Source organism: Variovorax sp. H27-G14, assembly GCF_046156345.1.
GTDB lineage: Bacteria > Pseudomonadota > Gammaproteobacteria > Burkholderiales > Burkholderiaceae_C > Variovorax.
The window spans coordinates 1-26,440 of record NZ_JAYLVN010000032.1 but is presented as its reverse complement, the minus strand read 5'-3'; the positions used below and the strand labels follow the sequence as shown (position 1 = coordinate 26,440).

Below are 26,440 nucleotides of genomic sequence, written 5' to 3'. Positions count from 1 at the left end.
CGACACCGTTGCCCATCTCGATGCGCAAATCGTCTACGTGCTGTATGCGGCCGTAGTACCGGTAAATGAGCAGCCGGCAGACACTTCACCCTCGCAGGCGCCGGCGGCACCGCGGAGGCCGTCGCCGGAGATCCAGGCAGTTGCTCTTCAAGCCCTGCTGCCGAGACTTGCTCGAGGGTCGCTCGCTCAAGCGGCTCGCGTGTTGTAACTAAGGGCGGGCCCGTCGATGTCTGCTACGGATGCGAATCTGGTGGCCCTGCGTTCTTTTCTGTGAGCTGCCGAGCTCGTTCGGCGATGGCGAGTTCCTTCGCCGTCTCGAAGCCATGCGTCTTGATGGAGAACGCCTTCGAGATGGAGGGCGCACCGCGCGCGCCGGTGATGGCCATCCAGTAGCCCGGGTGCTCGCCCTGGCCGGCCTTGAACTGCACGCCGCTGACGCCGCTGGAATTGTTGCGCCCGACGATCTCTGGTTTTGAGAGTTTGCGCCCGGCTGGTGCACGGCGCGATGCAGGCCGAGTGCGGAGTGACGCTTCAGCCGGATGAGGCCGGGTAAGTCCAGCCATTTGCTCCAGTTGTGCCGCACGCGCTTCAATGGCGAGTTCTTTCGCCGCTTCCCCATGGACGCTCATCGGAAAGTAAACATGGAGGATCTGGCCGGGCCCGACATAGGTCTTGGCTCGCCAGCCCTGGACGCTGCCGTCAGCTCGCAGCAGGGGCGTTACGCCTGATACTCCCGTCTTGTTATTGACCCGCAGCTTCTCTGCGCGCTCACGGCGTGTGGCGGGTAGCACCCGCTGTATCAGGGAATCGCGCCACGCACGCGCTTGGCGCAATGCCTCTTCGCGTCCCCCCCACTGCGCAACGCCGAAGATTTCGACATGACGGGCCCGATCCCTGGTCACCGAAACTGTGAAACCCCAGGGCATGGGATAGATGCCGTACATGTCCGATTCGTGCGGCACGCCCTTAGGCATTTTCCGCCTCGTTCGCGTGGGTCAGCTCACTGGTCATCGGTTTCATGCGCAGGACCTTCCCAGGGAGTAGATCGGTATTCGCGAATGTTCGCGCGCACGGACGCCGCTGGCAACTGCGTCGCGCACGTGCAGCCCCGCTCGAAGGAGTTCATTCTTCTTGATTTAGCGTTTGAAACCCAGCGCGTGCTCCTAGCGTTTCGCATTCACGCCGAAGGTTGCAACGGTATCGCTCCGCAAACTCCTGCACAGATTTCTGAATTCGCTCAGCTCACCCAGCCTGCCTCTCGGCAGTGGTTCGGTGCTGGTATTGGTTCGGCTTTAGATTGCGCCGAACTTTCATAGATTTTCGGCAACACCGTTGGTCAAAATCAACGCCTTGACCGGCAGGTTAGGCGCGAAGTTCATAAGGCGAAGTGTCTGCTGCACGACTTCGCTGAACACGGGAGCTGCGGAAATCCCGCCGAAGTACTTGCCATCACTTGGTTCGTCAATCATGACGCCAACGATGGCCAACCGGGTGGGTGAGCTCACTCATTACTTCGCACGCTCGCGCCGAGCACCTTCGGAGCCACAAGGTGCCTCGACTTACTCGTTTGCGTATCGCTGGCTTCCGAGTTGACGACGTGTACCCGCAGACATCAAGAAGAACGTACGAGTCATTGCCGGCGATTCATGGAGAAGTGGCTCCAGCTCGGACAATTTGAATCACATCGCAACAGGTGCTTGTCTGACTCCGGGTAGTCACGAATAGTAGTACTTTGGAATCAATTATTAAGAAAGTTGCGGGAGACATGGACTCAAAGGTTCAGCTGTTCCCGAGCCATAAAAATTGGACAACATGAAAAAAACTGACAACCTGAGTGCGATTCGCGAAAAGTTTGGCGTGCCAGCACGACGGGGCCGCGCGGTCAAAATCGATGGACAACCAGGAATCATCACGGGCATGAGCGGTGATTTTGTACGGGTCAGGCTGCAGGATAGGGAGGCCGGGCTGCCATTTCACCCGCATGAGATTACCTACCCGTAACGTACCTCGGCGCTTCGCGAAGCAAGTGCTTGTTGGCCTCGCGGTCAACAATGTGGCCCAGCAAGACTGGCTGAGTCATGCGAGCCCAGACGGTTTCCCATAGAGCCTCGCCCTGCGCGCTGAACCAAAAACAGCGGGACTGATCCTTCAAGCCGATCACTTTGCTTGGTCGCGCCCGAGCCATCAACCCGAAACGAAGGGTGACGCTGCGATAGACGCTCGCGTCGACTCAAAATGAATTCTGGAGATTTCGGCGTAGCCCTCTTCGGTTATGCACATGACGACGGCCACAGGCGCGCGCATATAGCTCCCCGTTGCACCGCGTGCCGGCGCGATCTTGGCCTCAATCAGACCAGTCGCCTTGAGGATTGAAACGAACCGTATGTCTTCTCCGCAATCGACGATTGCAGGGAGGGTCGAATGGTTAAGCCGAAGAAGGTAGGTCAAGGGCAACATGATTTTGCAGCAAGCGGATTTGGCGACGCACTTGGGAATACGCACAAAACAGCACACCAGATTCGCGCTTCAGGACCAGCCGTGAAATTCTCATTCAGCGCCCCATACACCTTGCGCTGGACGGTTAAGCGACAAGCCATCACGTATTGACCAACTGGCAGCTCCGCTTGCAGCCTGGACCCGCCGTCCAGGAGGTGCTAAAAATTCGCGCCTGAATTTGGCACTACCCAACCTCCGAGCGACTGATAGCACTACGGAAATCGGAGATTTTTCTCAGAGTAGACGTACGGCAGCGACGGTCGAGGTGCTGCCTTGTGCATTAATCGATTCGCTGGGCTGCGTCGTTCGTGTTTCGGCAGTGTTCCAGCCGGATGCTGTTCCACAATGGATCTTTCACTGTTGCCACACATCACACCTTTGCCTGATCACCCATCCGTCGAGGCCACCACTCGACCGCGCCGCTATGGGCTCAAGGCTCGCATGAGCCTCGGTGTGGCCGCGGTGGTGATGGCCGCGACGCTAACTATCGCGACCGTCGCTCTGCAGCTAGTGAAGAACCGCATGCAGGCCTCGATCAGTGCCGAGGAAATGGCCAGCGTCACCAACATCGCTGAAGCGATCGACGAAAAGTTTGCCAGCCGCCGCACGCTGCTGCAGACCTTCGGCGACAGCATCGAGACGCAGGGCTTCAAGGACGCCACGCAGATCCAGCCGTTCCTGGAAAAGCATCCGCCGCTCAAGCAGGCATTCGACAACGTTGCGGTGATAGACCTCAACGGCAACCTGGTCGCCAACCTCAACGGCTCGCAGCAAATCGGCGCGGTCAACCTTAAGGACCGCGACTATTTCCTGCGCACCATCGCCACCAAAGTCGGTGTTGTGTCCCAGCCCTATCGCAATCGCATCAATGGCCTCGCACAGGTGGCAATTACCGAGCCGCTGTTCGACAGCACCGGGCAAGTCAGGTTTGTGATGTCAGGCGCTGTGAACCTGCAGGATCGCAATATCCTGGGCTCATTGGCCGACGTGAAGTTCGGCCACAGCGGCTACCTGTTCATCGCCACCACGGACGGCACTGTGGTCGACCACCCGTTGACCGCGCGCATTCTTCACAACGTTGGAGAGTACGGCAGCGACAAGGCTGAGACGCGGCTTGTGAGCACCGGCTTCGAGGGTTCGACCTATGGCATTGATGAGACCGGCCGGCCTGCTCTTTTTGCGTTCAAGCACATCCGCCAGACCGACTGGGTGGTCGGCGCGATGTACCCGCAGGACGAGGCCTTCGCGAGCATCAAGGCGATCGAACGCGGCACCTGGATTGGCGCGCTGATCCTTGGCCTCGCGGCCGGCGCGCTCGCGCTGGTTGTCGTGCGGCGTCAACTCAATCCGCTGGGCGAACTCCACGAGCACATGCGCTTTGCGCAGAGTCGACCGGCCGGGCTCGAAGGCCCCGCGCGCCCGCGCAGTTACGCCAACGACGAGATAGGCGACTTGTCACGGACCTTCGACCAGCTCATCACCGAGCGACGGCGCGTCGAGCAGAGTCTCGCGCACAGTGAGGCGCAGGTGCGCACCATCGCCGACAACATCCCGGCGTTGGTCTCGCACGTCGACGCGTCGCTGCACTACACGTTCACCAATGCGCACGTCCGCGGCGTCCTGCAGGGCGACGCCCTCGTCGGCAAGTCAATGCCCGATGCGCGAGGCGCGGCCGATTTCGCGCTGGTCGAGCCCTATTACCGCCGTGCGCTGGCCGGCGAGACCTGCATCGTCGAGAAGGCCGGCGATGCGGCACGCGGTCACGGCGATCGAACCTTCAAGGCGCACTACATCCCCGACATCGACGCCCAGGGAGTGGTGCGTGGCGTATTCGCGATGACCTTCGATGTCACAGAGGAAGTGAACATGCGACGCGCGCTGGCGCAGCAGGAGCGGCGCCTGCGCGACGTGACCGACAACATGCCGGCGCTGGTGGGCTATTTTGACCGCGAACTGAACTGCCACTACGGCAACAGCCGCGCGCGTCAGATGGCACAGCTGGGCGACGGACCGATGATAGGTGTGACCCTGCGCTCTTCACTAGGCGACTCGGTTTACGAGCAGATCGCCCCGCACCTGCCCGAGGTGATGGCCGGCAAGCCGGTGCACTTCCCGGTGCGCGCGCCTTTGCGCGATAAGCAGGGCCATTTCCAAGTCAACATCGTGCCTGACTGCAATGTGCAGGGAGAGGTGCTGGGCTTCTATCTGATGAGCTTCAACATCACGACTCGGATGGAGACGGAGCTGCGTTTGGCCGAGAGCGAGTTGAGGTTGCGCTCCATCTCCGACAACATGCCGGCGCTGATCACGTACATCGACCGCAGCGAGAACATCACCTTTATCAACGCGGCCAGCGGCGATTGGTTCGGTCAGACGCCCTCCAAGATACTGGGTCGCCATTTCAGGGATGTGGCCGGCACCGAGGTGTACGAACAGCGCAAGCCCATGCTCGCGCGCGCTCTGGCCGGCGAGCGCGTCGAATTTGAGACCAGCACGCAGAGCCCGGGCCACGACCGCGTCACGCAGGTGATCTACGTGCCCGACACACGTGCCGACGGCGTCACGCACGGCATCTTCTCGCTCGCCCTGGACATCACGCGGCTCAAGGTGGTGGAGCGGCAGCTGTTCGAGCTCGCGCGCATCGACACACTCACCGGCCTGCCCAATCGCCTGGCCTTCAACGAGTACCTGCCGGCCGCAGTCGCGCGGGCGCGTCAGGACGGCGCGTCGATCGCCCTGATGTTCCTCGACGTCGACCGCTTCAAGGCGATCAACGACACGCTCGGCCACGCACACGGCGACGCCGTGCTGGTCGAATACGCGCGCCGGCTACAGGCCAATGTGCGCGGCACCGACATGGTGGCGCGGCTGGCCGGCGACGAGTTCGTGCTCGTGATGGAAGACATCGGTTCACCCGACGCTATCGCCACCGTGGCGGCAAAGATCGTCGAGCAGATCAACGCACCGCCTTTCATGGTCGAGGGCGCGCACATCGAAGTCTCGACCAGCATAGGCATTGCTTACCAGCGCGCGCGCGATGCGGCTATCAGCGCGGCTGAACTGCTGGCACGGGCTGACGCTGCGCTCTACAACGCCAAGGCCGCAGGGCGCAACCGCTACGCCTTCTTCTTTCCCGATGGGCCGGGTGTCGGCGGAATCGTCGAGGTCAATCGGGATTCGCGCTCAGGCGAATTGCCGCGTTGAATAGGGACGCCAGTCAACGAGGCTGTTCCGCTGCGTTCGCAGAAGTTTTGAGGGCCTCCGGGTGGAACGACCCACAACGCAGGGAGCTTTCCAGGCCTCTGAGGGCAGGTTTCTTGTCCGTGAGCAGTCATGCCAAATCTGCCGTGTGAAAGCTACGACTCGTAGGCTAACGGCCACCGAAGCAATTTGCCCCTCCGATTCGCGAGAATGGCGGCTCCCATGCCTCATCTGATTCTCGAAGACGCTCTCGCCGAAAATTCACGCCAGCTCGTCGAAAAGGAATGCGCAAAGCGAGGACGCCCCAAGCAGGAATGGTTGCTGTGCTTCACGTATGTCTTCGCGCTGTTGCTCGCCAGTGGATGCACAACTGCAACTCCTGCTGCGCCGGTGGTCTTTCCGCAAGCATCCTGGGCGGTGGCACCTGACCCTGAACCGGGCAGCGCCTGCCGCCGTGAACTTGACGCCACCCGCAGCTATCTGCGCACGCTGGACACGACCGCTCTCATGGCGGTGCAGGATGGCCGCGTGCTGTTCAGCGAGGGGCCGGTCCAGAGCGTCAGCATCGTGTTCTCCGTGCGCAAGAGCGTGCTTTCAATGATGTACGGCAAGTACGTGGCCAACGGCACTATCGACCTCGACCGCACGCTTGCCGACCTGGGCATCGACGACGTGGGCGGCTTGCTCCCCATCGAGCGGCAGGCCAGGTTGCGCGACCTGCTCGCCGCGCGTTCGGGCGTCTATCACGCGGCCGCCAACGGCGGAGACGACGCGGCAGCCGCGCCCCCACGAGGGTCGCACGTGCCCGGCAGCTATTTCCTCTACAACAACTGGGACTTCAACGCCGCGGGGACAGCCTTCGAACGCCTCACTGGCCGGAGCATTTACCAGGCTTTCTCGGACGATCTGGCCACACCACTTCAGCTTGAGGACTTCGACCTGGCCAGCCACGCACGCAGCGGCGACGCGCGGCGCTCGGAGCATCTGGCCTATCCCTTCTACCTGTCCACGCGCGACATGGCGCGGCTGGGGTACCTGATGCTGCAGCAGGGCAACTGGAAAGGCCAGCAGCTCGTGCCGGCCGACTGGGTCGAACGGATGACGCGGCAGACCACGCCCGCTGCAGAGATGCATCCACCGCACACAGCGCGGCGCGGATTCGGTTACGGGTACTTGTGGTGGCTGCTGGACGAGCCGCGGGACTCGCCATTGAGCGGTGCCTACATGGCCTGGGGTGTTCATGGCCAGTACATCCTCGTGGTGCCGAAACGGCAGATGGTGATAGCTCACAAGCGCCAAGTGCCGGTCGCGGACAACTGGAACGTCAGCTGGGTCGGCCCGGTGGCGTTTCTACGCGCAGCGCGAATGTTGGCCGCAGCACCCTGCCGCGTGGGAGCGAAATGAGTTCGCCGCACGTACCGGTCGTGGGGCCCTAAGCCGCCGTCAATCTGCGCCGCCAGTTGTGGGGAAGCAATTCGTCGATGCGACTGTTCAGATGCGTGGGCAGTCTGGTCAGCACGTCGTTAAGGTACGCGTGCGGGTCGTGACCGTTGATTTTTGCTGACTGCACGAGGCTCATGACCTTGCCTCGTTTCCACGTACATCAAGTCATGCAGCCAGAAGGCTGCGCTCTCGTGTGACCGGAGCGACGTACCCGTTTGCGGAGTGAATGCGCACCCGGTTATAGAAGCCTTCGATCCAGTCCACGATGTCCAGGCGGGCCTGGGCCCGAGTGTCATAGCGTACCTGGTAGATGCGCTGGCTTCGATGCTCTGGCGTGCGATCGACAGCCCCAGGCCTAGGCCGGCGCGAATGTCTTCGTTGGGCCTGAAGGGCACGAACATTTTTGCCGCGCTGCCGGGCGCCAAGCCGCCGCAGTGGTCTTCCACGTCGATGAGCACATGCTCGCCCAAGGCGTGCGCCTTCAGGGTCACCAGCGAGTTTTCACGGGTGAACTTGAATGCGTTCTGCAGCAGGTTGGCCAACGCAGCGTGAAGAAGGTCGCGGTTGGCGTGAACCGCCAGCGAGGGGTCGACAGCACGCACTTCAAACACTGCGTCTTTCATGCCTGGGTCGAGCCGGGCCGCAAGCTCGACATCGGCAATGAAGGTGGCGACCGAGAACGTCTGGCGCTGGTCCATTCCCTCGCCCCACACTTCCGCGGTAGCCCTGCTGATCAACAAGCCGAGCGTCGAAAGACTGCGCTTCAGGATGGCGCCTGTGGCGCCGCTGATGGGCATGTTGCCCAACTCCAGCGCCCGTACGGCGAGCGTGGCCGTGCCGAGCGAGTTGCGCAGCTCGTGCACCAAGAAGCCCAGCCGTTGCTTTTCAAGCGCAATCTGCTGCACCGACAAAAGGGCGTCACGCTGAAAGCTGAATTCGGTGACGGCGTCTGCTATGGCGTTGTCCAGGCAACGGTTCAACGTGCGGAACTCCTCCACGGAGAACGGCGCGTCGCGCTCGAACGCCAAGTCTGTGATGGCTTGGCAGAGATCGCCGTAGTCATGCACTACCTGGTCGACGGTGTAGCCGATATTCAGCAGCTCTTTGCCATGCGCCGTTGCGCTCAGGCCTATTTCTGAAAGTGCGAGCGCATCGCCTCCGGAGGGCCCCGAAATAGCAGAGCTCTCGGCCGCGTCGTCGACGTACTCCGCGGCAAGCGTTCGCGTGAGTTGATCCAAGAACATCGGCACCCCGTTGTCCAGCTGCGTCGGCGTTGCCGCGCGCGAACGACGCAGGCTCACCTTCAGTTTGCACCTTGCGATCAGCTCCTCGCGGTTGTTGGAAAGGAAGCGGTGCATGTGTATTTCGCTGGTCAGGTGATGTTTTGTTTGGTGTGGGGACGGGCCTTTTCTTGTGCGACGGCCAACTGTCCCTTTGCTGTGATGACCCGCACCAGCATCGTGTGCAGGCCGATGCCCGACTTGGTGGACCGCATCAGGTGCGAGGCTTCGATGAGTCCTTCGTCGAGCAGCCGCTTTGCCGCGGCAAAGTCCGCCTGCAGCGTCAGAAGACGTGGCGGCGCCATGCGGTCGAGCCGTAGCAACAATTGGATGTCCATGAATACGCCTTGAGGCGGAGCCAGTGTCAGCGCGGCGCGCTGCTTCGTCTGGAGCATGGTCCACCGGATGCGCATTGTCTGTGCGGAGGCGTACATAGGAGGCGACTGTCGCAATGCCAACCAGAAGCACCATATTTCTTTCAGGTGGCAGTAGTTCGCTGGCGAGCGGCCTTGTGAATATGCGTGAGGCCGCGACCAGGCTGCGCTGCCATGCCCACCCGCGCCACGTGCGAAGCAAGACTGGCCGTGCCGGACCTGCGCGTCGAGATCATCGTGACTGCCGCGCTGTTGAACGTCAAGAAAAGGAAGGGCAATCGGTATGAAGCGGCTGAGCGAACCTCGCAGCATGCCGGTGGGCCCTAAGCAAACATCGGCATGTACTACGCGAGACTAGGTCAGGGCAGAATGCCCGCTTCCGGCGCCCCAGGGCGCTCCAACTTGTTTCGGGTCGAGCCCGAACATTTGTCATGAAAATCCAGCAGCGCAACAACATCCAGGTTCAAGGTTCGGGACCCGCGACGATGATATTTGCGCACGGCTTCGGCTGCGACCAGAACATGTGGCGCTTCATGGTGCCGCGTTTCGCCGACCGGTACCGTGTTGTCACCTTCGACCTCGTCGGCGCGGGCAAGTCCGACCTGAGTGCTTACGACGTCGCAAAGTACGCCAGTCTTCAGGGCTACGCCGACGACTTGCTGGAGATTGCGCAGGACACGGAAACCGGCCCGACGCTGTTCGTGGGTCATTCCGTGAGTGCGATGATCGGCATGCTGGCCGACCTAAAGGCGCCAGGCACCTTCGCGGCCCACATGATGATCGGCCCGTCCCCGTGTTACATCAACGATGGCGATTACGTTGGCGGCTTCACGCGCGAGGACATAGATTCGCTGCTGGACACGCTGGAGAGCAACTACCTCGGCTGGGCCAGCAGCATGGCGCCCGCCATCATGGGCGTGCCCGAGCGGCCCGAGCTCGGCCAGGAACTCACCGCCAGCTTCTGCCGCACGGATCCGGAGATCGCCAAGCAGTTTGCTAAAGCCACCTTCCTGTCGGACAACCGACAGGACGTCGGAAAACTCAAGACCCCCACGCTAGTGATCCAGTCTTCGGAAGACCTGATTGCGCCCGTGGCCGTCGGACAATACATGCACCGAACCTTGCCGCGCAGCACGCTGCGCATCGTCGAGAACGTCGGTCATTGCCCCCACCTGAGCGCGCCGAGCTCAAGTTGTGAAGCCATCGAAGAGTTTCTCGGCTCCCTCGGTCAGCCTTGAGGGTCCGATGACCCCATCCCTGCCGGATGTCACTGACCTCTTTGACGAGGCACCGTGCGGCTTGATCGCCACCGCGCTCGACGGAACCATCCTGAAGATCAACGCCACCTTCTGCGGGTGGGTCGGCATGTCGCGCGAGGACCTCGTCGGGAAAAAGCGGGTGCAGGACCTTTTCACCATGGGTGGGCGCATCTTCCACCAGACCCACTGGGCGCCGACGCTGCAGATGCAGGGCTCGCTGGCCGAGGTGAAGTTTGACGTGCGACACCGCGACGGGCAGTCGATACCGATGATCCTGAATGCGCGCCGGCGCAAGCGCGCCGAGGGCGAGTTCGACGAAATAGCCGCCTTCGTGGCGGAAGACCGCCACCGGTACGAGCGGGAGCTCATGGCCGCTCGAAAGAGGGCTGTTGCCTCGTTGGAGGCAGAGCGTGAAGCACAACTACAGCTCAGGGACCGGGCGCTGTTCGCTGAGCAGATGGTCGGCATCGTGAGCCATGACCTGCGCAACCCGTTGGCGGCAATCCGCATGGGGGTCCAATTGCTCGAGCGCACCGAGGGCGAGCGCCGGGGCCGCGTGCTGGGCCACGTGCGAAATTCAGTTGAGCGAGCGCAGCGCCTGATCGAAGAGCTGCTGGACTTCACGCAAGCGCGGGTCGGCTCGGGCTTGCACGTGAACTTGCAGCCCATGGATTTGCACGAGGTCGCCGAACGCGCACTGGGCGAACTCTCGCTAGCCTTCCCGGACCAGCAAATCACACATCTGGCGAAGGGTCCCGGAGAGTGTTTTGCCGACGCAGACAGACTGGCGCAGTTGATCGGCAATCTAGTGAGCAACGCAGCGTCGTACGGCCGGCGCGGCACGCCCATCGTCGTGCGCTCAAGCATCGACGGGCCGACGGCCTCGGTGTCGATACACAACGAAGGCGAGCCAATCCCTCCTGGCATGCTCGCCGATGTCTTCGAGCCCATGGTGCGTGGCGTCACCGGCAGCAACAAGGTGCGCAGCGTCGGGCTAGGCCTGTACATCGTGCGGGAAATTGCGAAGGCCCATGGGGGCGACATGCGCGTTGCTTCGTCATCGCCAGAGGGCACCACCTTCACGTTGAGCTTCCCGGCGCACCGAGCTCGATAAAAAAGCGGACTCCTTGGGAAAATAACTTGCGCATAGTCCTATTGCACGGGCGACCGCGGCCGGACGCTTCGGAACACCGATGCCGGGCACCGCGGCGCTGGCATGACGTCAACAGTGTCCAAGGGTTGGGGGTCAGTTCAAAGTCTCGTGCACCCATGTTGGCCGAGCCGATAGGCTGATCACGATGGGTTGGCCGGACGCATACAGCAGTCCCGCCAGATGGCTTCCTGAAACGAGCTGACTGGGCCTGGTCACGGAAGCAGGTGCCTGGTCACGCCTTCGCATATGCTCGTCGTATGCAAAAAGTCATTGGACTTATCGAGAAACTGCGAGCAGCAGGAATTGAAGTCCCGCAGTACCCCGTGCTCGACGCCCCTTTCAGTTCGCCCTATCCGCCCCACGACCCCGACGGTGCTTTGCTGCAAGCACGAGTCGACGCATTCGAAGCAAAGGTGGTCGCTTGGCGGGCCGAAGTGGTCGCGACGTACGCGAAGCATTTCCCTCAGCAAGTTTGAAGTGGACTCCTCTGGTCATGACCTTGCCTCAGGAGCCCAGTGGCGTAATCACTGTACGGACCGGCGGAATGGTCCACACAGCGGGTGCAAGACCGACCCGGAGGTGATTTCGCGGGCTTTTCCGCGCTGCTCGAAAGGCTCTTGTAAAACGACGCGGTTTTCTCTCGTCCAAACCGCTCAGTGTCGAGCCGTAGAAAGCCGTTCGAGAAAGTCCAGCAGTCCATCGATTTCGGTAGATTTGTCGAAGACGGCATCAGCACCGACTTGCAAAGCTTGTTGTCGCATTTCAGGCGTAGCGTAGTTCGAGAAGATCACGACAAACTGGTGGCCTCCGCGACTTCGACACCGTTCGACAACGCTCAAGCCTGACCCCGCGCGCAGAAACAGGTCTACGACTGCTACGTCCCAACGACCGTCATGCGCTTCAATCATCGCCATGGCGGCGGCTTCTGTTTCTGCAACTCCTCGTACACGCGCAGCGGAAAGTGACTCCAACGTCGGGATAAGGTTGTCGCGGATGAGCTTGTTGTCTTCGACTAGTAAGGTGTGCAGTGCCATCTGTCGTAAATTAGCGCCCCGTGTTTTCCAGCCTGTAGGACGCCGCGTGCGAGTGCAGTGAGATAGATCGCCTAGGGACCGCTGGCCGACCTCGTCGAATATCTTCTGAGCTTGCGAAGGGCTCCAACTGGCGTGTCCTCGATGGGCACGGCGCACATTGCGGACATCATTGCCAGCGCTGCGGAGTAAAACAGGGAGAAGTGAAGTGGCAAAGCCAAGCGCGCACTGCTGGGGCCGCAAGGACGCGAGCCAGAAACCAAGGATGACCGGGCGGCAAAATGCGCCACGCAAAACATCGAATCCATTTTCAAGGGTGAGATTTCCCGCGTCGCTCGCAATGAAGTCCGCACAGAAATCGAAGCGCTCAAAAAAGCTTCGGTCACCTACCGTTCCGCCATCGCCGAGCTGCGCCTCCAGGTCGTCGCGCTAGAGAAGGAATTGGGCCGCGGGGCCACGGGTCCGCCCGCGCCACGGCTGCCCAGCCAACAGAAGACACAGAGGCAACCAAGCGAACGGTCGCGCAGTTCCGAGGTGAGCGTCCAGTCCAGCCATCTTGAAAGCCCGGTAGGAGCATAGGAGCCTAGTCCCCATCAACAACTCTTGGTCGACACGTGAGCACTATCCCCGATCAATAAGCCGGCACACGCCGGCGGCGGCGGCGGCGGCGGTGCCGATGGCCCAAGTCGTCAACGCGAATCTGCTGCGCCAATGGGTTCGCGACGCAGAGATGAAGTCGGGAACCGCCGTCGTCAACGCGACCACCGCCGCGGCCCCCAAGGCGCAAGAAGCTAAGACATTGTTCGTCCCGATCAGCTTGCCGCCACCAGTGCAGCCGGCTCATGTTCCAGACATTCGCATCGAGCTGCGGCGTGGACCGAAGACGGTCACGGTGGCCTGGCGGGCGAGCGTCGCCAGCGAGTGCGCGGCCTGGATGTGCGAGCTGCTTCGATGATCCGCATCGACGCAATGTGGCTGGCCGCCGATCCCATCGACATGCGCGCCGGCGCCGAGCGCCTGTTGGCGCACGTCGTGCAAGTCTTCGGCGCTGCACACTTCTGCCGTGACTACCGTTTTCCGTGAGCGCCACCACCCCATCTTTTCGGTCTGCATGAAATGCACCGCGTCATAGGGTGCCTCATCCATCGGCACATGGCTCACGTAGAGCATAGGTAGAAATGCTATTCAGATAATCCTTCTTATCGCAGTAGCAGTCTCAAACGGATAAACTTGATTCATGAAAAGTAGCCCGCTCGTGCAAGGCATGGAAGAGACTGCGGACAGCTTCCCCGGGGCTTCAGCGCTTGCAGCACTGCGCGCCTGGTACGCGGGCATGAGCACAACCGACGCCGTCGCGCAATACTTGCCGCATTGCATCGAACGAGGGCGGTCCTCCCGGGGCGTGTTGACGGATATCAGGCGGCAGCTGGAGGGCCACGCCCGCCGCTGCCATCGTGACGACCTGGCGCATCTGATCCAACATCCCGCTTCAGAACGGCAAGAACGCGCCCGCGCGGTGACGGCCGCGATCGACGAACTGCGAGGTCTCTCGGCGCAGCAACCGCTCGTGACGGATGTGATCGAACGGTGGTTGCCTCTCCGCTTGGCCCACCCCATGCGCGACCATGGATTTCGCACGCTTGCCGAACTGACCGTGCGCATACCACGTCGACGGCGCTGGTGGACCGCCGTGCCCGGTCTCGGCGCCACCGGCGCCGGCCAGGTCGAAGCCTTCTTTGCCGCCCATCCGTCTTTGACGGCGCAGGCCCGAGCGCTACTGCCCGTCACGCTACAGCAGGATGTGGTTCCGCTGGAGCGCCTCTGCGTGCCGGGCGATGTGGATGGCTCGTGCGGCGCCTTTCGGGCGCCGTCCGCCACATGCATTCTTGGCGCGCGCAACGATTATGAGGCGGTGCAGGCTTGGTTGTCGCTGCATGAGTCGACAGCGACCCAGCGCGCATACCGCAAAGAGGCCGAGCGTCTGATCCTCTGGGCCATCGTGGAGCGTCGTAAGGCCCTCTCGTCGCTGACGATGGAAGACGCTGTTGCCTACCGGGCCTTCCTGCGCCAACCCTCGCCGTGCGGGCGATGGGTAGGGCCAGCCGCTGCCCGCTCCTCGCCGGAGTGGCGGCCGTTCGCCGGAGCTCTCTCCGCACGTTCGATTGCCTACGCGCTGTCCGTGGCTGGCGCCTTGTTCCGGTGGCTGATTCAGCAACGCTATGTGCTCGCCAATCCTTTTGCGGGCATCAAGGTTCGCGGGGCCTCAGCCACGGCGCCATCGGCGCTCACACGGGTCTTCAGCGAAGGGGAGTGGGGGATCGTGCAGGCCGTGGCCGACGGCCTTGAGTGGGTGCATAGTTGGAAAGCACCAGCCGCGCAGCGTTTGCGCTTTGTGCTGGACTTCTCCTACGCGACGGGGCTGCGCCTCGGCGAGTTGGTCAGCGGGCGGCTCGGCCAGCTCGAGACCGACGTTCACGGCGATCATTGGCTCCGCTTGATGGGCAAGGGCGGCAAGATCGGCAAGGTGGCCCTCCCGCCCCTGGCACGCTCCGCGCTGGACCGGTATCTCATGCAGCGGCAGCTGCCGACCACGCCGTCTCGATGGAACCCGAAAACGCCACTCGTCGGTAGTCTTGACCTGGACAACGACGCCGGGATCACTGCCACGCGGATCTGGAGCGTGATGCGGCGCTTTTTCACGCAAGTCGCAGGGGTCATTGAAACGGACAATCCCGCGCTCGCGGAAAAGCTTCGTCGCGCCAGTCCGCACTGGATGCGTCACACCCATGCGACCCATGCGCTGGCGCGCGGTGCCGAGTTGACCACTGTGCGCGATAACCTGCGTCATGCGTCGATCGCGACCACCTCGATCTATCTGCATGGCGACGAGGTCAAACGAGCGCGACAGATGGGTGCGGCGTTTGCCGCGCGGGACGTCTGAGGAACTCGCAGGAAGGCATCCTGAGCAACTCGCGTGGGCTGCGCCTTCTATGAATCGGGTGAGCCTGCTGCCTTTCGCAGGGCTTGTAGTTCCATTCGCGCGGACTCGCGAATTTCCTGCCGATCGAGCTCGACTGCGCTTTCGTCGAACCAGGTTTTCCAGTGGCTTTCGAGCCAAGGGTCTCGTGTGCTGAAGCATTCGACGGCATAGTCGAGCCAGCTGTCGTAGCCGTCGGGCGGCGGCAGCGGTTTTTGAATTGTGAAGAGAAGTACTCCTTGGTGAGCCGGGGAATCCGGCGCACGTACGGTATTCCACAACTTGCGCTAGATCAAGCGCAAGCCCAACGCAATCAGCGCTGCTGTGACGTCGCGAAATTGGTCAGAAACTGGCTCAGACGCTGGCCGTTCATACCCAACCGCGTCGGTTGAGATTCGAGGCAATCGATCAGATCGGTGACGTTCCAAACACGAGCTCGAATACTTGAGCCCTGTTCACCAGCCAATTTTCTTCGCCTGGGTAAGCACCTTTTGAATGATTTCCGCTTCGCTAGGAATCGGTGCCGTTGACTGGCTGAGTCTGCTTGCTCTGATAACTCGCCCTGTGGATCGTGCGACAAAAGCGACCACATTAGAGGGACGCACTTCCTCAGCCAGCCCCCCGAACCCGCTTGCTTCGAACCGAAGCGGCAACTGCTCAGACTTACCTGGAGTTTTCGTCATTTAACATTCTCCAGAAAACTAGTGCCCGCGATTTTATATCGAGAAAAAAACATCGTCAAGAGGTTTTTTGAGAGTTTAATTTGGCGACATCTGCTTGAAAATGTTCGACTGCCTTTTTCTCGAAAACTTGATAATCGTCTAAATATTCTGGAAGAATTTTTTCTGCGGTTTCATTTTCGATTGGAATGAAGACGCCGTTCTTATCTTTTCTGGTTGGAGAGCGGAAAACCTGAGAAAACTGTCGCGGCGAGATGCCTTCAAAATGTAAAAACCTAACTCGATCGTTTTTGGCCGTTTGCTCGTTGTTAAATTCAAAAGAAATGGCATCGGAGTGAAGTTCGCTTGCGAGGCTTTTCTCATACGGCTCTATGTAGTAAACATCTGCAATTCCGGCGGCAACAATGTGTCGAGCGCAGCTGTGACATGGAAATGTTGTCGTGTAGAGCGTTGTGCCCTTAACGCCTACACCCCCGGCCCTCGCCAGTGACACAATCGCGTCCATCTCGGCATGAACAGAACGTGAAAACTCGATCAAATCTCTAATGGCAGTTTTTCGAAAAATAGATTCAATCAAATCCTTCTTGCGCGCTTCCGAAATTGCGACTGCTTCTTCGCCATTCACCGATCGCTGTAGCGACTGATTGATTTGAAGTTCGATGCCATCTACAAGCTTCTTCTTATGAACATCGTTAAAACAAATCTGTCCTTTGAGGTGGACGCATCGATTGTCACTGTCTAACCCTGCGCGATAGAGGCCGCCACCTGCCATCGGTACATCATTGCAGCCTGTGGCAAGGACTTCGCCTGTCCTGGTTCCGATCGCGGCACCGACTTGGCGCGACAAGCAGGCCGAACGAAGGCCCGCGGCGTAGGCCGCATACATGCCTTGTTCAATAACTGTTGGAGTTTTGCTTTTATCTCCGTGAATAAGGCGTAAAAACCTCTCTATGCTTTCGCTTTTGTCAACTCCGGCATCATTTCTTAAAAAGTAATCAGCAAGGTGCAAAGTTTTGTCTAGTTTTTGACCGGTGTCGGCATCTTCATTTCTGTCAATATCGATGAGATCCTTGATCTCATCTGTTTTTACGCCTTCATTGGCAAGAAAATCGACTCGCTGCGTATAATTTTTCGTCACGCCTACTACGTAAAATAAATTTCTGTAGAGGGCCCTGAGAAGCGCAACTTCCTCAGGTCTTTTCACTTGATCTATCAAATAGGCGACCCTGTTTGGCACAACAGGCTCTCGTGCATCATTCATCGCCGTCGGGTTGCGCTGCCCGCGGTGAACGACGATACTTTTGATCGCGTACTCGGCAAGTATTGCTTGATTTCCAGTGGCGCCTCTTAAATCCATTCCGGCTTGCTGGAGCTCTCTGTAACGGCGGTATTTGGTGGATATTTTGGATTCCAGGTTTGGTGTTGGAACATTGCCATCCCTAATTGATTGACTTAAAAAGTCGCTTAGTTTTATGGAGACAACATCAACGTAGCCTAGCTTTTGTCGAAGAATCTCTTCAGTAGCATTTATAACGGATGCGATGCCGCAGCCAATTGGTCCGGCGAATGCGATGACCAACTCTCTGGACTGGCGAGACGCAAACTTTTCAAGCAATGTGCTTTCATCGTCTTGCTCGTTTGCTGCTTCTTGAGGGTGAGTGCTATTTAGAACTGCTGACACGCAAAGCTCCTTCATTTGTGTCCATTGGTTTGTTACAGTCTCTCGCAATCCTCATAAACCTTAAAGCGTGATTTCCCTTGGATGAAAGGTGATCACCAAGACAGCTGAAGTGGAAGTAGAGTTGATCTCGGCCCGCTTTTTCGTGAGTTCCTGCACGCCTGCGTTGAATGCTGCGCGCGGCCTGATCGAGACGGTCTTGGCTGAAGCCTCTTCGTCGGCCTGCCTCTCAGTCAGGACGGGCCGGCCCATCGTAGGCAGAACCCGGGGATCGAGACCTTTAATCCCAGCTGAGCGCCAAGCAGGTTGTGATGGTGCGTTCGCCATCATTGGGCAACAGTTCGTTGATCCGCGCCGGGATACTCCTGCGGTTGCAAGGCACTTCGATGTGCGGAGCTACAAAACTCGGCCTTTGGAAGGCTCAGCGGCGAACCGCTACGCAGCGTGAGCATGGTCGACCGACTGCGAAACGTACAAGCACCCGAGATGCGATAGTCTTGGAAAAAGATCACGAACTGTGATCAAGCCGGGTCACTAAATTTGATCAGAGCTCACTTATTGTGATTCCCCACATCTGGTCGGGCGTGCAGCGGCAGGACTTCAGCGCGGAGCCCAGATAGCCGCAAGGGCAGGGGTTCATGGCGGCCACCAACTGAAAGCGCGCCGGAAACTCGGCACTGCGCGCGGCGCGAGAAATGGTGATGGTGCCGGTCTCCAGCGGCTCGCGCAGCGCCTCGAGGGCGGAGCGGGCGAATTCCGGAAACTCGTCGAGAAACAGAACGCCGTGGTGCGCTCTTGAGATTTCGCCGGGCCGGGGCGGCGAGCCACCGCCCACCAGCGCCACGGCACTGGAGGTGTGGTGCGGTGCCGATGTCGGCCGGCTCATCCACCGCTCGGTCGCAAAGCGCCCGCCCAGGCTGGCCACGGCGGCGCTTTCCAGTGCCTCGTCGATGCTCATGGCCGGCAGCAGGCCCGCGAAGCGCTGCGCCAGCATCGACTTGCCCGACCCCGGCTCGCCCATCATCAGCAGGCTGTGGCCGCCCGCCGCCGCGATCTCCAGTGCCCGCTTGGCGCCCACGTGGCCCTTCACGTCGCACAGGTCCGCATAGCGCGGCGCCACGGCGCCCGGCCGGGGCTCGACGCGGGCCCAGCCGTCGCCGGTGGCGGGCTCGGGCAGTTGCGCCGCCGCATCGCTGTCGGCAACGAACTGTCGCACCACGTCCAGCAGGTGGCGCGCGCCATACACCTGGGCGCCGGGCACCAGCGCGGCCTCCTGTGCACTGTCCATGGGCAGCACCAACCTGGTGGCCACGCCGCGCGTGTGCAGCGCCAGCGCCATGGCCAATGCACCGCGAACGGGCCGCAGCTCGCCCGACAGCGACAGCTCCCCGGCAAATTCGTGGCCGGCCAGCCGGGCGTTGTCGATCTGCCCGCTGGCCGCCAGGATGCCCAGCGCAATGGGCAGGTCGAAACGGCCGGAATCCTTTGGAAGGTCTGCCGGAGCGAGGTTCACGATGATGCGTTTGTTGTTTGGAAACTCCAGCCCCGCGTTCTGGATGGCCGAGCGCACCCGCTCGCGCGCCTCCTTGACCTCGGTTTCTACCAGCCCCACCAGCGCAAAGCTGGGCAAACCGTTGGCCAGATGCACCTCCACAGTGACACTGGCCGCTTCCAGCCCCAGCAAAGCGCGGCTTTGCACCAAAGACAGACTCATTGCGCTCCCTATCCCCAAGATGGTGCACTGATCCTGGGCATGCCCGCGGTGGTGCGGACCCTGCCGCCCGTGCAACCGGACGAAACATCCGTTGTAACGATTTGGCTCTCTACGGAGCTTCCGTCGGCCGTCTGGAGCGTCGGTATTCGTGAACTTTGGCACGCTCCCTGCTATGAGCCTCCAGGTCCAACTAAACACTTGTGAGGAGTTACCCGATGACGCACCGTACCGCCGCAAAGGCGCTGATCGTTCTGGCCACCGCACTGACCGCTTCTGGCGCCGCCCTGGCACAGGCAACGACGGACGCCGCAGCGGCCGCACCCGCTCCGAACCTCACAGGCAACATCTCGCTGACCACGAACTACAAGTTCCGTGGCCAGGACCAGGACATGCTGGGCAAGAACGACTACGCCAAGACCAAGGGCTTCAAGCCCGCCATCCAGGGCGGCCTGGACTACGCCTTCGGCGACAGCGGTTTCTACGTGGGCAGCTGGAACTCCAGCGTCAACTGGCTCAAGGGCAACAGCATCGAGATGGACCTGTACGGCGGCTACAAATTCAAGGCCGGCCCGCTGGACATGGACGTGGGTGCGCTCACCTACATCTACCCGGGCAACTCATCGGGCAACACCACCGAGCTGTACGTGGCCGGCACCTACGCCAACGAAACCCTCGGTTCGTTCACCGCCAAGTACTCGCACACCGTTTCCAAGGACTACTTCGGCTACGCCGGCAACAAGGCCGGCTCGGGTCTGAAGGGCACCAACACCGGCTACCTGAACCTGTCGTACAGCAAGGAAATCGTGCCCAAGGTCACGCTGAAGGCAGCCGTGGGCTACACCAACATGTCCAGCGACATTCGCAGCCTGGGCTACAAGAGCTATGTCGACTACAACGTCGGCGCGTCGTACGACTTCGGCAACGGCCTGTCGCTGGCCGGCTCGGTGCAGGGCGCGAACAAGAAGAGCTCTTACCTCGCCGTGAGCAACCCGGGCGTGGACTACGGCTTCGGCACCTTCGGCCAGACGACGTACTCGCCGAACAAGGCGCGCTTCATCCTCACGCTGACGAAGACGCTGTAAGCCACAGAACAACGAGGTGCGGCCCACGCTGCCGCACCGTTTCATTTCCATCCGAAGGAGAAAACTCATGAAGCTGGTCACAGCCATCATCAAACCGTTCAAGCTCGACGAGGTGCGCGAAGCACTGTCGGCCATCGGCGTGCAGGGCATCACCGTCACCGAGGTGAAGGGGTTCGGCCGCCAGAAAGGGCACACCGAGCTCTACCGCGGCGCCGAGTACGTGGTCGACTTCCTGCCCAAGGTCAAGATCGAAGCGGCCGTCTCCGACGACCTCGTCGACCGCGTGATCGAGGCCGTCGAGGGTGCAGCGCGCACCGGCAAGATCGGCGACGGCAAGATCTTTGTCTACAACCTCGAACAGGTCGTTCGCATCCGTACCGGCGAAACCGGCCGCGAAGCCCTCTGATTGAGTCCAGGCCCGAAAGAACAACGATTATGAAAAAACTGCTTGTCTCTCTTGCGTTCGGTTTGAGTGTGCTGGCTGCCGGCACCGGCGCCTTTGCGCAAACCCCCGCGGCCACCGCCGAGGCGCCTGCCGCTTCGGCGCCTGCTGCCGCAGCTCCTGCAACACCAGCCGCACCTGCTGCCGCCGACGCGGCCCCTGCCGCAGCGGCAGCCGCGGCACCCGCTGCGGCACCGGCACCGAAGATCGACTCCGGCGACACCGCCTGGATGCTGACCTCCACGCTGCTCGTGATCCTGATGACCATCCCCGGCCTGGCGCTGTTCTACGGTGGCCTTGGCCGCTCGAAGAACATGCTGTCGGTGCTGATGCAGGTCTTCGTGATCTTCTCGCTCATCAGCATCCTGTGGGCCATCTACGGCTACAGCATCGCCTTCTCCGGTGACGGCAACTTCTTCGGAGGATTCGACAAGATCTTCATGAAGGGCATCACGCAGGAGACCTTCGGCGCGCTGACCACGATTCCCGAATACGTGTTCGTCGCCTTCCAGGGCACCTTCGCGGCCATTACCGTGGCGCTGATCGTCGGCGCGTTCGCGGAGCGTGCCAAGTTCTCGGCCGTGCTGCTGTTCTCGGTGATCTGGTTCACCTTCAGCTACGTGCCGATCGCCCACATCGTGTGGGGCGGCGGCCTGCTGGGCAAGGACGGCGCGCTGGACTTTGCCGGCGGCACCGTGGTGCACATCAACGCCGGTGTGGCTGGTCTCGTGGGTGCCTACATGGTGGGCAAGCGCGTGGGCTACGGCAAGGAAGCGTTCACGCCTCACTCGCTCACGCTCACCATGGTCGGCGCTTCGCTGCTGTGGGTTGGCTGGTTCGGCTTCAACGCCGGCTCGGCCGGTGCAGCCAACGCCGTTGCCGGCCTGGCTTTCATCAACACGGTGCTCGCCACCGCTGCCGCGGCGCTGTCGTGGATCCTGGGTGAAAGCCTGCACAAGGGCAAGGCCTCGATGCTGGGCGCTGCGTCCGGTGCCGTTGCCGGCCTCGTGGCTGTCACGCCTGCCGCCGGTTTCGTCGGCCCGATGGGTTCGATCGTGCTGGGCCTGCTGGCCGGCCTGGTCTGCCTGTGGGGTGTGGGCGGCCTGAAGCGCATGCTGGGCGCGGACGACGCGTTCGACGTGTTCGGCGTGCACGGCGTGGGCGGCATCCTGGGTGCCATCCTGACCGGTGTGTTCGCGGCCAAGGGCCTGGGCGGTACCGGCGGCGCAACGCCCGACACCTTCGCCATGGGCGCACAGGTGTGGATCCAGATCAAGAGCGTGGCGCTCACGATCGTGTGGTCCGGCGTGGTGGCCTTCATTGCCTTCAAGATCGCCGACCTGACCATCGGCCTGCGTGTGTCGGAAGAAGAAGAGCGCGAAGGCCTCGACATCTCCTCGCACGGCGAGACCGCATACAACCGTTGATGTGTGAAGGCGAGGGTGCCTTCGGGCAGCCTCGTCACCGACAACACCATCAACGTGCCTGACACCCCCAACATTTAAAAGAAGAATTCTTCGTCACGATTTTTCAGCGAGGTCTCCTTTGGATGTTCAGCCCGCGAGCGCTCCGGCGCCAGCGGGCTTTTTTTTGCCTGTCGTTTCGATGGCCGGGGGCACAATCGCGACACCATGTGGACCACCATCGAAGACAGCCTTTGCGAGCTCGGCGAGTCGCCGTTCTGGCACCCCAAAGAACGCGCCCTCTACTGGCTCGACATTCCCGGTCGGGCCGTGTTGCGCACCCGCGGCGACATCGGCTCGCCGCAGGCGAAGGTCGAGCGCTGGCCGTTGCCCACCGAGCCCGGCTGCATGGCGCCCGCGCGCAGCGGCGGCCTGGTGATTGCCTTGCGCGACGGCTTCTACCGTGCGCGCACGTGGGGCGGTGAGCTGGTCGCGATGGCGCGTGTGGAGCACGACGTGCGCACCATGCGTTTCAACGACGGCAAGTGCGACCCGCTCGGCCGTTTCTGGGGCGGTTCGCTCAACGAGGCCAAGGACCGGGCCAATGCCGCGCTCTATTGCTTCGACGCGCGCGGCGACACGGGCGTCTCGCCCACCATCACGCAAATGGCCAACGAGTCCACCACGGCCAACGGCCTGGCCTTTTCGCCTGACGCGCGCACGCTGTACTGGGCCGACACGGCCGCGCACGTGGTGTGCGCGTGGGACTGGGACGCCGAGGCCAATGCGCTGTCACGTGCCCGTGTGTTCCACCAGTTCGAGGCCAAGCACGAAGGCTGGACTGTCGATGCGCCGCTGGGTTACCAGGGTCGACCGGACGGTGCCACTGTTGATGCAGACGGTCATTACTGGGTGGCGATGTTCGAAGGCGCGCAGCTGTTGCGCTTTGCCCCTTCGGGCGAGATCGTGGCTTCTGTTCGGGTGCCGGTGCAATGCCCGACCATGCCTTGCTTTGGTGGCGACGACCTGAAGACGCTGTTCGTCACCAGTGCGCGAAAGGGGCGGCCTGCTGGGGAGATTGAACAGCGGCCGGCTTCTGGGTCGGTGATTTCGATGCGTGTCGAGACGCCTGGGTTGGGTGTGAGCTTCTTTGAGGACTGACTGTTTTGATGAGCCGCGTTGTTCAGGGCGACGCTCACGCCGACGGGGTGCCTTGCTCCGCGAATGTCCCCCGGGGCTTCGCCCCTCCTCCTTTATTTCGCTGCGCAAGGCACCCCATCGACGTGAGCGTTTTCAGAGCACTGGTTGATCGTGCGATCACCCAGAGCGTGCCCTGGTGCACAGGGCGTCGGGTGCTCCCCGCAGCGAAATAAAGGAGGAGGCCGCAGGCCGGGGGACATTCGCGGAGGGGAGTACCCGGCGGCCTGTGCACACGCCCTGAACAACTGAGCCCCGAAACAAGAGTGCCCACAAAAAAGCTGACATGGCCCTGCAACACATCCCCCCGATCCAATGCCTGCTGACCTTCGAAGCCGTCGCTAGGCTGCGCAACGCCGGCCGCGCGGCCGACGAGTTGTGCGTCACGCCCAGCGCGGTGAGCCACCGCATTCGTCAACTCGAGTCGCACATCGGCTTCAAGCTCTTCGGGCGCAGTGACTTCAGCCTCACGGCCGACGGCGCGGCCTACCTCGCCAACGTGCGCACCGGCCTTGCGGCACTGCAGGCCACGCCGCTGGGGGCCAACGCGGCACAGCGCGCCACACGCCTGCGCATTGCCGTCACGCCCACCTTCAGCCGGCAGTTCCTCATGCCGCGGCTGGAACTGTTTCGCAACATCTACCCCGACATCGAACTGGTGCTGCAGGTGTCGATTCCGCTGCTCGACGTGACCGCCGAACAGGCCGACCTTGAAGTGCGCTACGGCCCCGGCGCATACGCCGACTGCGAACACCGCCTCGTGCTCGAAGAGCAGGTGGCGCCCGCCTGCAGCCCGAGCTACCTCAACGAGTTCGGGCCGTTCACCGGCTTTCGCACCGCCGCCGAAATTGCCGGCGCGCGGCTCATCCGCAGCCCGCTTGAACCGTGGGGCACCTGGTTCGCAAGCTGCGGGCTCGACCAGCCCGAGCCCAACATCGGCTCGCAGTTCAACGACCTGGGGCTCGTGTACGACGCCGCCGCCAGCGGCTTTGGCGTGGCGCTGGTGCGCCAGAAGATGGGCGCGGCGTGGTTCGAATCAGGTCGGCTGGTGGCGCTGTCCGACCAGGCCGTGCCCTCGCCGCACCGGCACTACATCTGCTGGCAGCCCGGCACGCTGGAGCGCTGGGAATGCGCGGCCTTTGCCGACTGGCTCGCACAGAGCCTGCGGTGAGCACGACGGGGTAAGGGCGAGCTGAGAGCCGAGGGCTGACGCGGCGCGCAAAGTTCTCTCAAGCGCCCGGCAAAAATCCTTCAACCCGCGGCGGGCGCAATGTCCGTAGAGTGCGAGACATCCCGCGAACCCAAGAAAAGAGGCCGCCGCATGAATGCGCCGCTCACCCCCACGCAGCAAGATTCGCTACAGAAGACAGAGCGCCAGTCCCAGGTGGTGCGTGCGCTGCAGGCCCACCTGCCGGCCTATGCGCTCATCTGGCACGCCGAAGACACCACCCCCTACGAGTGCGACGGCCTCACCGCCTACCGTGCCCGCCCGCTGGTGGTGGCCCTGCCCGAGACCGAGGCGCAGGTGGCCGCCGTGCTCAAGACCTGCCACCAGCTCGGCGTGCCCGTGGTGGCGCGCGGTGCGGGCACGGGGCTGTCGGGCGGTGCCATGCCGCACACCATGGGCGTGACCATGTCGCTCGCCAAGTTCAACCGTATTTTGAAGATCGACCCGGTGAGCCGCACGGCCGTGGTGCAGTGCGGCGTGCGCAACCTGGCCATCAGCGAGGCGGCGGCGCCCTTCAACCTGTACTACGCGCCCGACCCGTCGAGCCAGATCGCCTGCACCATCGGCGGCAACGTGGCCGAGAACTCGGGTGGCGTGCATTGCCTGAAGTACGGTCTCACGCTGCACAACGTGTTGCGGGTGCGCGGCTTCACGGCCGAGGGCGAGCCGGTGGAGTTTGGCGGTGACGCGCTCGACGCACCGGGGCTCGACCTGCTCGCGCTGGTGATCGGCAGCGAGGGCATGCTGGCCGTGACCACCGAGGTCAGCGTCAAGCTGGTGCCCAAGCCGCAGCTGGCGCGCTGCATCATGGCCAGCTTCGACGACGTGCGAAAGGCCGGTGACGCGGTGGCCGCGGTGATTGCGGCGGGCATCATTCCGGCGGGCCTGGAGATGATGGACAAGCCCATGACCGCCGCGGTGGAAGACTTTGTGCGCGCGGGCTACGACCTGGACGCGGCGGCCATCCTGCTGTGCGAGTCCGACGGCACGCCTGAAGAAGTGGAAGAAGAAATCGGCCGCATGACGGCGGTGCTGCGCGGCTGCGGCGCCACGGCCATCACGTGCAGCAACAGCGAAGAGGAGCGCATGAAGTTCTGGAGCGGGCGCAAGAATGCGTTCCCTGCCTCGGGCCGCATCAGCCCCGACTACATGTGTCTGGACTCCACCATTCCACGCAAGCGGCTGGCCGACATTCTTCTGGCCATTCAGGAGATGGAGAAAAAATACAGGCTGCGTTGCTGCAACGTGTTCCACGCTGGCGACGGCAATCTGCACCCGCTGGTGCTGTTCGACGCCAACGACCCCGACGAGCTGCACCGCTGCGAACTTTTTGGCGCGGACATTCTGGAGACCAGTGTGGCGATGGGCGGCACGGTGTCGGGTGAGCACGGGGTGGGCGTGGAGAAGCTCAACAGCATGTGCGTGCAGTTCACGGCGGCGGAGAACGAGCAGATGTTCGGCGTGAAGCGCGCCTTCGACCCCGAGGGCATGTTGAACCCGGGCAAGGTGATTCCCACGCTGCAACGCTGCGCCGAATACGGCAAGCAGGTGGTGCGGGGGGGAAAGCTGCAGCATCCTGAATTGCCTAGGTTTTGAGGTGCTGTGCTGGAAGTTATTCGGGGCGCGCTCAGGAGGGCGGGGTACCTTGCTCCGCGAATGTCCCCCGGGGCTTCGCCCCTCCTCCTTTATTTCGCTGCGCAAGGCACCCCACCCTCCTGAGCGTTATGCGGAGCAGTCGTTGATCAGCGGAACACCAGCAGCGTGTCCAGGTGCACAGGGCGTCGGGTGCTCCCCGCAGCGAA

General features: G+C 62.0%; 24 protein-coding genes and 2 pseudogenes. 17 read left to right on the top strand and 9 right to left on the bottom strand.

Going from position 1 to position 26,440, the window contains the following annotated elements:
* Positions 1-233: 233 nt before the first annotated feature.
* Positions 234-944: an AP2 domain-containing protein gene (locus VLK31_RS34645; protein ID WP_409173026.1), complete on the bottom strand. Its 711-nt coding sequence runs from the start codon at positions 942-944 to the stop codon at positions 234-236.
* Positions 945-1,058: 114 nt separating this feature from the next.
* Between VLK31_RS34645 and VLK31_RS34640 the strand changes: the two genes are divergently transcribed.
* Positions 1,059-1,316, top strand: coding sequence for a hypothetical protein (locus VLK31_RS34640; protein WP_409173025.1), 258 nt, complete (start codon positions 1,059-1,061; stop codon positions 1,314-1,316).
* Here the strand turns inward: VLK31_RS34640 and VLK31_RS34635 are convergent.
* Entirely contained in the window at positions 1,311-1,505 is a 195-nt protein-coding gene (locus VLK31_RS34635; protein WP_409173039.1) for a hypothetical protein, read from the bottom strand. The genes VLK31_RS34640 and VLK31_RS34635 overlap by 6 nt on opposite strands.
* A gap of 307 nt (positions 1,506-1,812) precedes the next feature.
* Here VLK31_RS34635 and VLK31_RS34630 point away from each other — a divergent pair, with 307 nt between their 5' ends.
* The 3 genes from VLK31_RS34630 to VLK31_RS34620 all read left to right on the top strand — a co-directional run bounded on the left by VLK31_RS34630 (position 1,813) and on the right by VLK31_RS34620 (position 7,101).
* Positions 1,813-2,001, top strand: a complete 189-nt coding sequence (locus VLK31_RS34630; protein ID WP_409173024.1) for a hypothetical protein — start codon at positions 1,813-1,815, stop codon at positions 1,999-2,001.
* Positions 2,002-2,841: 840 nt separating this feature from the next.
* On the top strand, positions 2,842-5,700 hold the full coding sequence (locus tag VLK31_RS34625; protein WP_409173023.1) for a PAS domain-containing protein: 2,859 nt from the start codon (positions 2,842-2,844) through the stop codon (positions 5,698-5,700).
* Between the two features lie 219 nt (positions 5,701-5,919).
* A complete protein-coding gene (locus tag VLK31_RS34620) occupies positions 5,920-7,101 on the top strand; it encodes a serine hydrolase domain-containing protein (protein WP_409173022.1) in 1,182 nt (393 codons plus the stop codon).
* A 28-nt stretch (positions 7,102-7,129) separates the two neighbouring features.
* On the opposite strand, the pseudogene VLK31_RS34615 reads toward VLK31_RS34620, so the two are convergent.
* From VLK31_RS34615 to VLK31_RS34605, 3 genes and pseudogenes are all read right to left on the bottom strand, one after another.
* Positions 7,130-7,279, bottom strand: a pseudogene (locus tag VLK31_RS34615) (transposase domain-containing protein); the annotation flags it as partial.
* On the bottom strand, positions 7,221-8,498 hold the full coding sequence (locus VLK31_RS34610; protein WP_409173021.1) for a sensor histidine kinase: 1,278 nt from the start codon (positions 8,496-8,498) through the stop codon (positions 7,221-7,223). The pseudogene VLK31_RS34615 and the gene VLK31_RS34610, both read right to left, overlap by 59 nt.
* Before the next feature lie 14 nt (positions 8,499-8,512).
* On the bottom strand, positions 8,513-8,758 hold the full coding sequence (locus VLK31_RS34605; RefSeq protein WP_409173020.1) for a hypothetical protein: 246 nt from the start codon (positions 8,756-8,758) through the stop codon (positions 8,513-8,515).
* 210 nt (positions 8,759-8,968) lie between these two features.
* Between VLK31_RS34605 and VLK31_RS34600 the strand changes: the two genes are divergently transcribed.
* The 4 genes from VLK31_RS34600 (at position 8,969) to VLK31_RS34585 (ending at position 11,682) form a co-directional block, all read left to right on the top strand.
* Positions 8,969-9,121 (top strand): hypothetical protein, encoded by a 153-nt coding sequence (locus VLK31_RS34600; protein WP_409173038.1) that lies wholly within the window; start codon positions 8,969-8,971, stop codon positions 9,119-9,121.
* 104 nt (positions 9,122-9,225) lie between these two features.
* Positions 9,226-10,032, top strand: a complete 807-nt coding sequence (locus tag VLK31_RS34595) for an alpha/beta fold hydrolase (RefSeq protein WP_409173019.1) — start codon at positions 9,226-9,228, stop codon at positions 10,030-10,032.
* A 7-nt stretch (positions 10,033-10,039) separates the two neighbouring features.
* Positions 10,040-11,167 carry an ATP-binding protein gene (locus tag VLK31_RS34590; RefSeq protein WP_409173018.1) on the top strand — a complete coding sequence of 376 codons (1,128 nt, stop codon included), beginning with the start codon at positions 10,040-10,042 and terminating at the stop codon, positions 11,165-11,167.
* A 296-nt stretch (positions 11,168-11,463) separates the two neighbouring features.
* A complete protein-coding gene (locus tag VLK31_RS34585) occupies positions 11,464-11,682 on the top strand; it encodes a hypothetical protein (protein WP_409173017.1) in 219 nt (72 codons plus the stop codon).
* Between the two features lie 177 nt (positions 11,683-11,859).
* Here the strand turns inward: VLK31_RS34585 and VLK31_RS34580 are convergent, their stop codons facing one another.
* Positions 11,860-12,240 (bottom strand): response regulator, encoded by a 381-nt coding sequence (locus VLK31_RS34580; RefSeq protein WP_409173016.1) that lies wholly within the window; start codon positions 12,238-12,240, stop codon positions 11,860-11,862.
* 673 nt (positions 12,241-12,913) lie between these two features.
* On the opposite strand from VLK31_RS34580, the gene VLK31_RS34575 reads away from it, so the two are divergent.
* The 3 genes from VLK31_RS34575 to VLK31_RS34565 all read left to right on the top strand — a co-directional run bounded on the left by VLK31_RS34575 (position 12,914) and on the right by VLK31_RS34565 (position 15,178).
* The gene (locus VLK31_RS34575) at positions 12,914-13,192 is read left to right on the top strand and encodes a hypothetical protein (RefSeq protein ID WP_409173015.1); all 279 of its coding nucleotides are present in this window, start codon (positions 12,914-12,916) and stop codon (positions 13,190-13,192) included.
* A complete protein-coding gene (locus VLK31_RS34570; protein ID WP_409173014.1) occupies positions 13,189-13,320 on the top strand; it encodes a hypothetical protein in 132 nt (43 codons plus the stop codon). Before VLK31_RS34575 ends, VLK31_RS34570 begins: the two co-directional genes overlap by 4 nt.
* A gap of 154 nt (positions 13,321-13,474) precedes the next feature.
* The gene (locus VLK31_RS34565; RefSeq protein ID WP_409173013.1) at positions 13,475-15,178 is read left to right on the top strand and encodes a phage integrase family protein; all 1,704 of its coding nucleotides are present in this window, start codon (positions 13,475-13,477) and stop codon (positions 15,176-15,178) included.
* Positions 15,179-15,669: 491 nt separating this feature from the next.
* Here the strand turns inward: VLK31_RS34565 and VLK31_RS34560 are convergent, their stop codons facing one another.
* The 3 genes and pseudogenes from VLK31_RS34560 to VLK31_RS34550 all read right to left on the bottom strand — a co-directional run.
* A complete protein-coding gene (locus VLK31_RS34560) occupies positions 15,670-15,897 on the bottom strand; it encodes a hypothetical protein (protein ID WP_409173012.1) in 228 nt (75 codons plus the stop codon).
* A 55-nt stretch (positions 15,898-15,952) separates the two neighbouring features.
* Positions 15,953-17,575, bottom strand: a complete 1,623-nt coding sequence (locus tag VLK31_RS34555) for an anti-phage dCTP deaminase (protein ID WP_409173011.1) — start codon at positions 17,573-17,575, stop codon at positions 15,953-15,955.
* 568 nt (positions 17,576-18,143) lie between these two features.
* A pseudogene (locus tag VLK31_RS34550) lies at positions 18,144-19,286 on the bottom strand (YifB family Mg chelatase-like AAA ATPase); the annotation flags it as partial.
* A gap of 215 nt (positions 19,287-19,501) precedes the next feature.
* On the opposite strand from VLK31_RS34550, the gene VLK31_RS34545 reads away from it, so the two are divergent.
* The 6 genes from VLK31_RS34545 (at position 19,502) to VLK31_RS34520 (ending at position 26,234) form a co-directional block, all read left to right on the top strand.
* The gene (locus VLK31_RS34545; protein ID WP_409173010.1) at positions 19,502-20,368 is read left to right on the top strand and encodes a TorF family putative porin; all 867 of its coding nucleotides are present in this window, start codon (positions 19,502-19,504) and stop codon (positions 20,366-20,368) included.
* 67 nt (positions 20,369-20,435) lie between these two features.
* The gene (gene glnK, locus VLK31_RS34540; RefSeq protein ID WP_007833403.1) at positions 20,436-20,774 is read left to right on the top strand and encodes a P-II family nitrogen regulator; all 339 of its coding nucleotides are present in this window, start codon (positions 20,436-20,438) and stop codon (positions 20,772-20,774) included.
* Between the two features lie 29 nt (positions 20,775-20,803).
* Positions 20,804-22,237, top strand: coding sequence for an ammonium transporter (locus tag VLK31_RS34535; protein WP_409173009.1), 1,434 nt, complete (start codon positions 20,804-20,806; stop codon positions 22,235-22,237).
* A 204-nt stretch (positions 22,238-22,441) separates the two neighbouring features.
* On the top strand, positions 22,442-23,374 hold the full coding sequence (locus tag VLK31_RS34530) for an SMP-30/gluconolactonase/LRE family protein (RefSeq protein WP_409173008.1): 933 nt from the start codon (positions 22,442-22,444) through the stop codon (positions 23,372-23,374).
* 322 nt (positions 23,375-23,696) lie between these two features.
* Positions 23,697-24,581, top strand: coding sequence for a LysR substrate-binding domain-containing protein (locus tag VLK31_RS34525; RefSeq protein WP_409173007.1), 885 nt, complete (start codon positions 23,697-23,699; stop codon positions 24,579-24,581).
* A gap of 150 nt (positions 24,582-24,731) precedes the next feature.
* A complete protein-coding gene (locus VLK31_RS34520) occupies positions 24,732-26,234 on the top strand; it encodes an FAD-linked oxidase C-terminal domain-containing protein (protein ID WP_409173006.1) in 1,503 nt (500 codons plus the stop codon).
* The last annotated feature ends 206 nt before the right edge of the window (positions 26,235-26,440 follow it).

Bases quoted from the DNA above. Each gene is read 5' to 3' on its own strand.
- VLK31_RS34645 (WP_409173026.1), bottom strand. From the start codon at position 944: ATGTACGGCATCTATCCCATGCCCTGGGGTTTCACAGTTTCGGTGACC.
- VLK31_RS34640 (WP_409173025.1), top strand. From the start codon at position 1,059: ATGTTCGCGCGCACGGACGCCGCTGGCAACTGCGTCGCGCACGTGCAG.
- VLK31_RS34630 (WP_409173024.1), top strand. From the start codon at position 1,813: ATGAAAAAAACTGACAACCTGAGTGCGATTCGCGAAAAGTTTGGCGTG.
- VLK31_RS34625 (WP_409173023.1), top strand. From the start codon at position 2,842: ATGGATCTTTCACTGTTGCCACACATCACACCTTTGCCTGATCACCCA.
- VLK31_RS34620 (WP_409173022.1), top strand. From the start codon at position 5,920: ATGCCTCATCTGATTCTCGAAGACGCTCTCGCCGAAAATTCACGCCAG.
- VLK31_RS34610 (WP_409173021.1), bottom strand. From the start codon at position 8,498: ATGCACCGCTTCCTTTCCAACAACCGCGAGGAGCTGATCGCAAGGTGC.
- VLK31_RS34605 (WP_409173020.1), bottom strand. From the start codon at position 8,758: ATGGACATCCAATTGTTGCTACGGCTCGACCGCATGGCGCCGCCACGT.
- VLK31_RS34600 (WP_409173038.1), top strand. From the start codon at position 8,969: ATGCCCACCCGCGCCACGTGCGAAGCAAGACTGGCCGTGCCGGACCTG.
- VLK31_RS34595 (WP_409173019.1), top strand. From the start codon at position 9,226: ATGAAAATCCAGCAGCGCAACAACATCCAGGTTCAAGGTTCGGGACCC.
- VLK31_RS34590 (WP_409173018.1), top strand. From the start codon at position 10,040: ATGACCCCATCCCTGCCGGATGTCACTGACCTCTTTGACGAGGCACCG.
- VLK31_RS34585 (WP_409173017.1), top strand. From the start codon at position 11,464: ATGCAAAAAGTCATTGGACTTATCGAGAAACTGCGAGCAGCAGGAATT.
- VLK31_RS34580 (WP_409173016.1), bottom strand. From the start codon at position 12,240: ATGGCACTGCACACCTTACTAGTCGAAGACAACAAGCTCATCCGCGAC.
- VLK31_RS34575 (WP_409173015.1), top strand. From the start codon at position 12,914: ATGGCCCAAGTCGTCAACGCGAATCTGCTGCGCCAATGGGTTCGCGAC.
- VLK31_RS34570 (WP_409173014.1), top strand. From the start codon at position 13,189: ATGATCCGCATCGACGCAATGTGGCTGGCCGCCGATCCCATCGACATG.
- VLK31_RS34565 (WP_409173013.1), top strand. From the start codon at position 13,475: ATGAAAAGTAGCCCGCTCGTGCAAGGCATGGAAGAGACTGCGGACAGC.
- VLK31_RS34560 (WP_409173012.1), bottom strand. From the start codon at position 15,897: ATGACGAAAACTCCAGGTAAGTCTGAGCAGTTGCCGCTTCGGTTCGAA.
- VLK31_RS34545 (WP_409173010.1), top strand. From the start codon at position 19,502: ATGACGCACCGTACCGCCGCAAAGGCGCTGATCGTTCTGGCCACCGCA.
- glnK (WP_007833403.1), top strand. From the start codon at position 20,436: ATGAAGCTGGTCACAGCCATCATCAAACCGTTCAAGCTCGACGAGGTG.
- VLK31_RS34535 (WP_409173009.1), top strand. From the start codon at position 20,804: ATGAAAAAACTGCTTGTCTCTCTTGCGTTCGGTTTGAGTGTGCTGGCT.
- VLK31_RS34530 (WP_409173008.1), top strand. From the start codon at position 22,442: ATGTGGACCACCATCGAAGACAGCCTTTGCGAGCTCGGCGAGTCGCCG.
- VLK31_RS34525 (WP_409173007.1), top strand. From the start codon at position 23,697: ATGGCCCTGCAACACATCCCCCCGATCCAATGCCTGCTGACCTTCGAA.
- VLK31_RS34520 (WP_409173006.1), top strand. From the start codon at position 24,732: ATGAATGCGCCGCTCACCCCCACGCAGCAAGATTCGCTACAGAAGACA.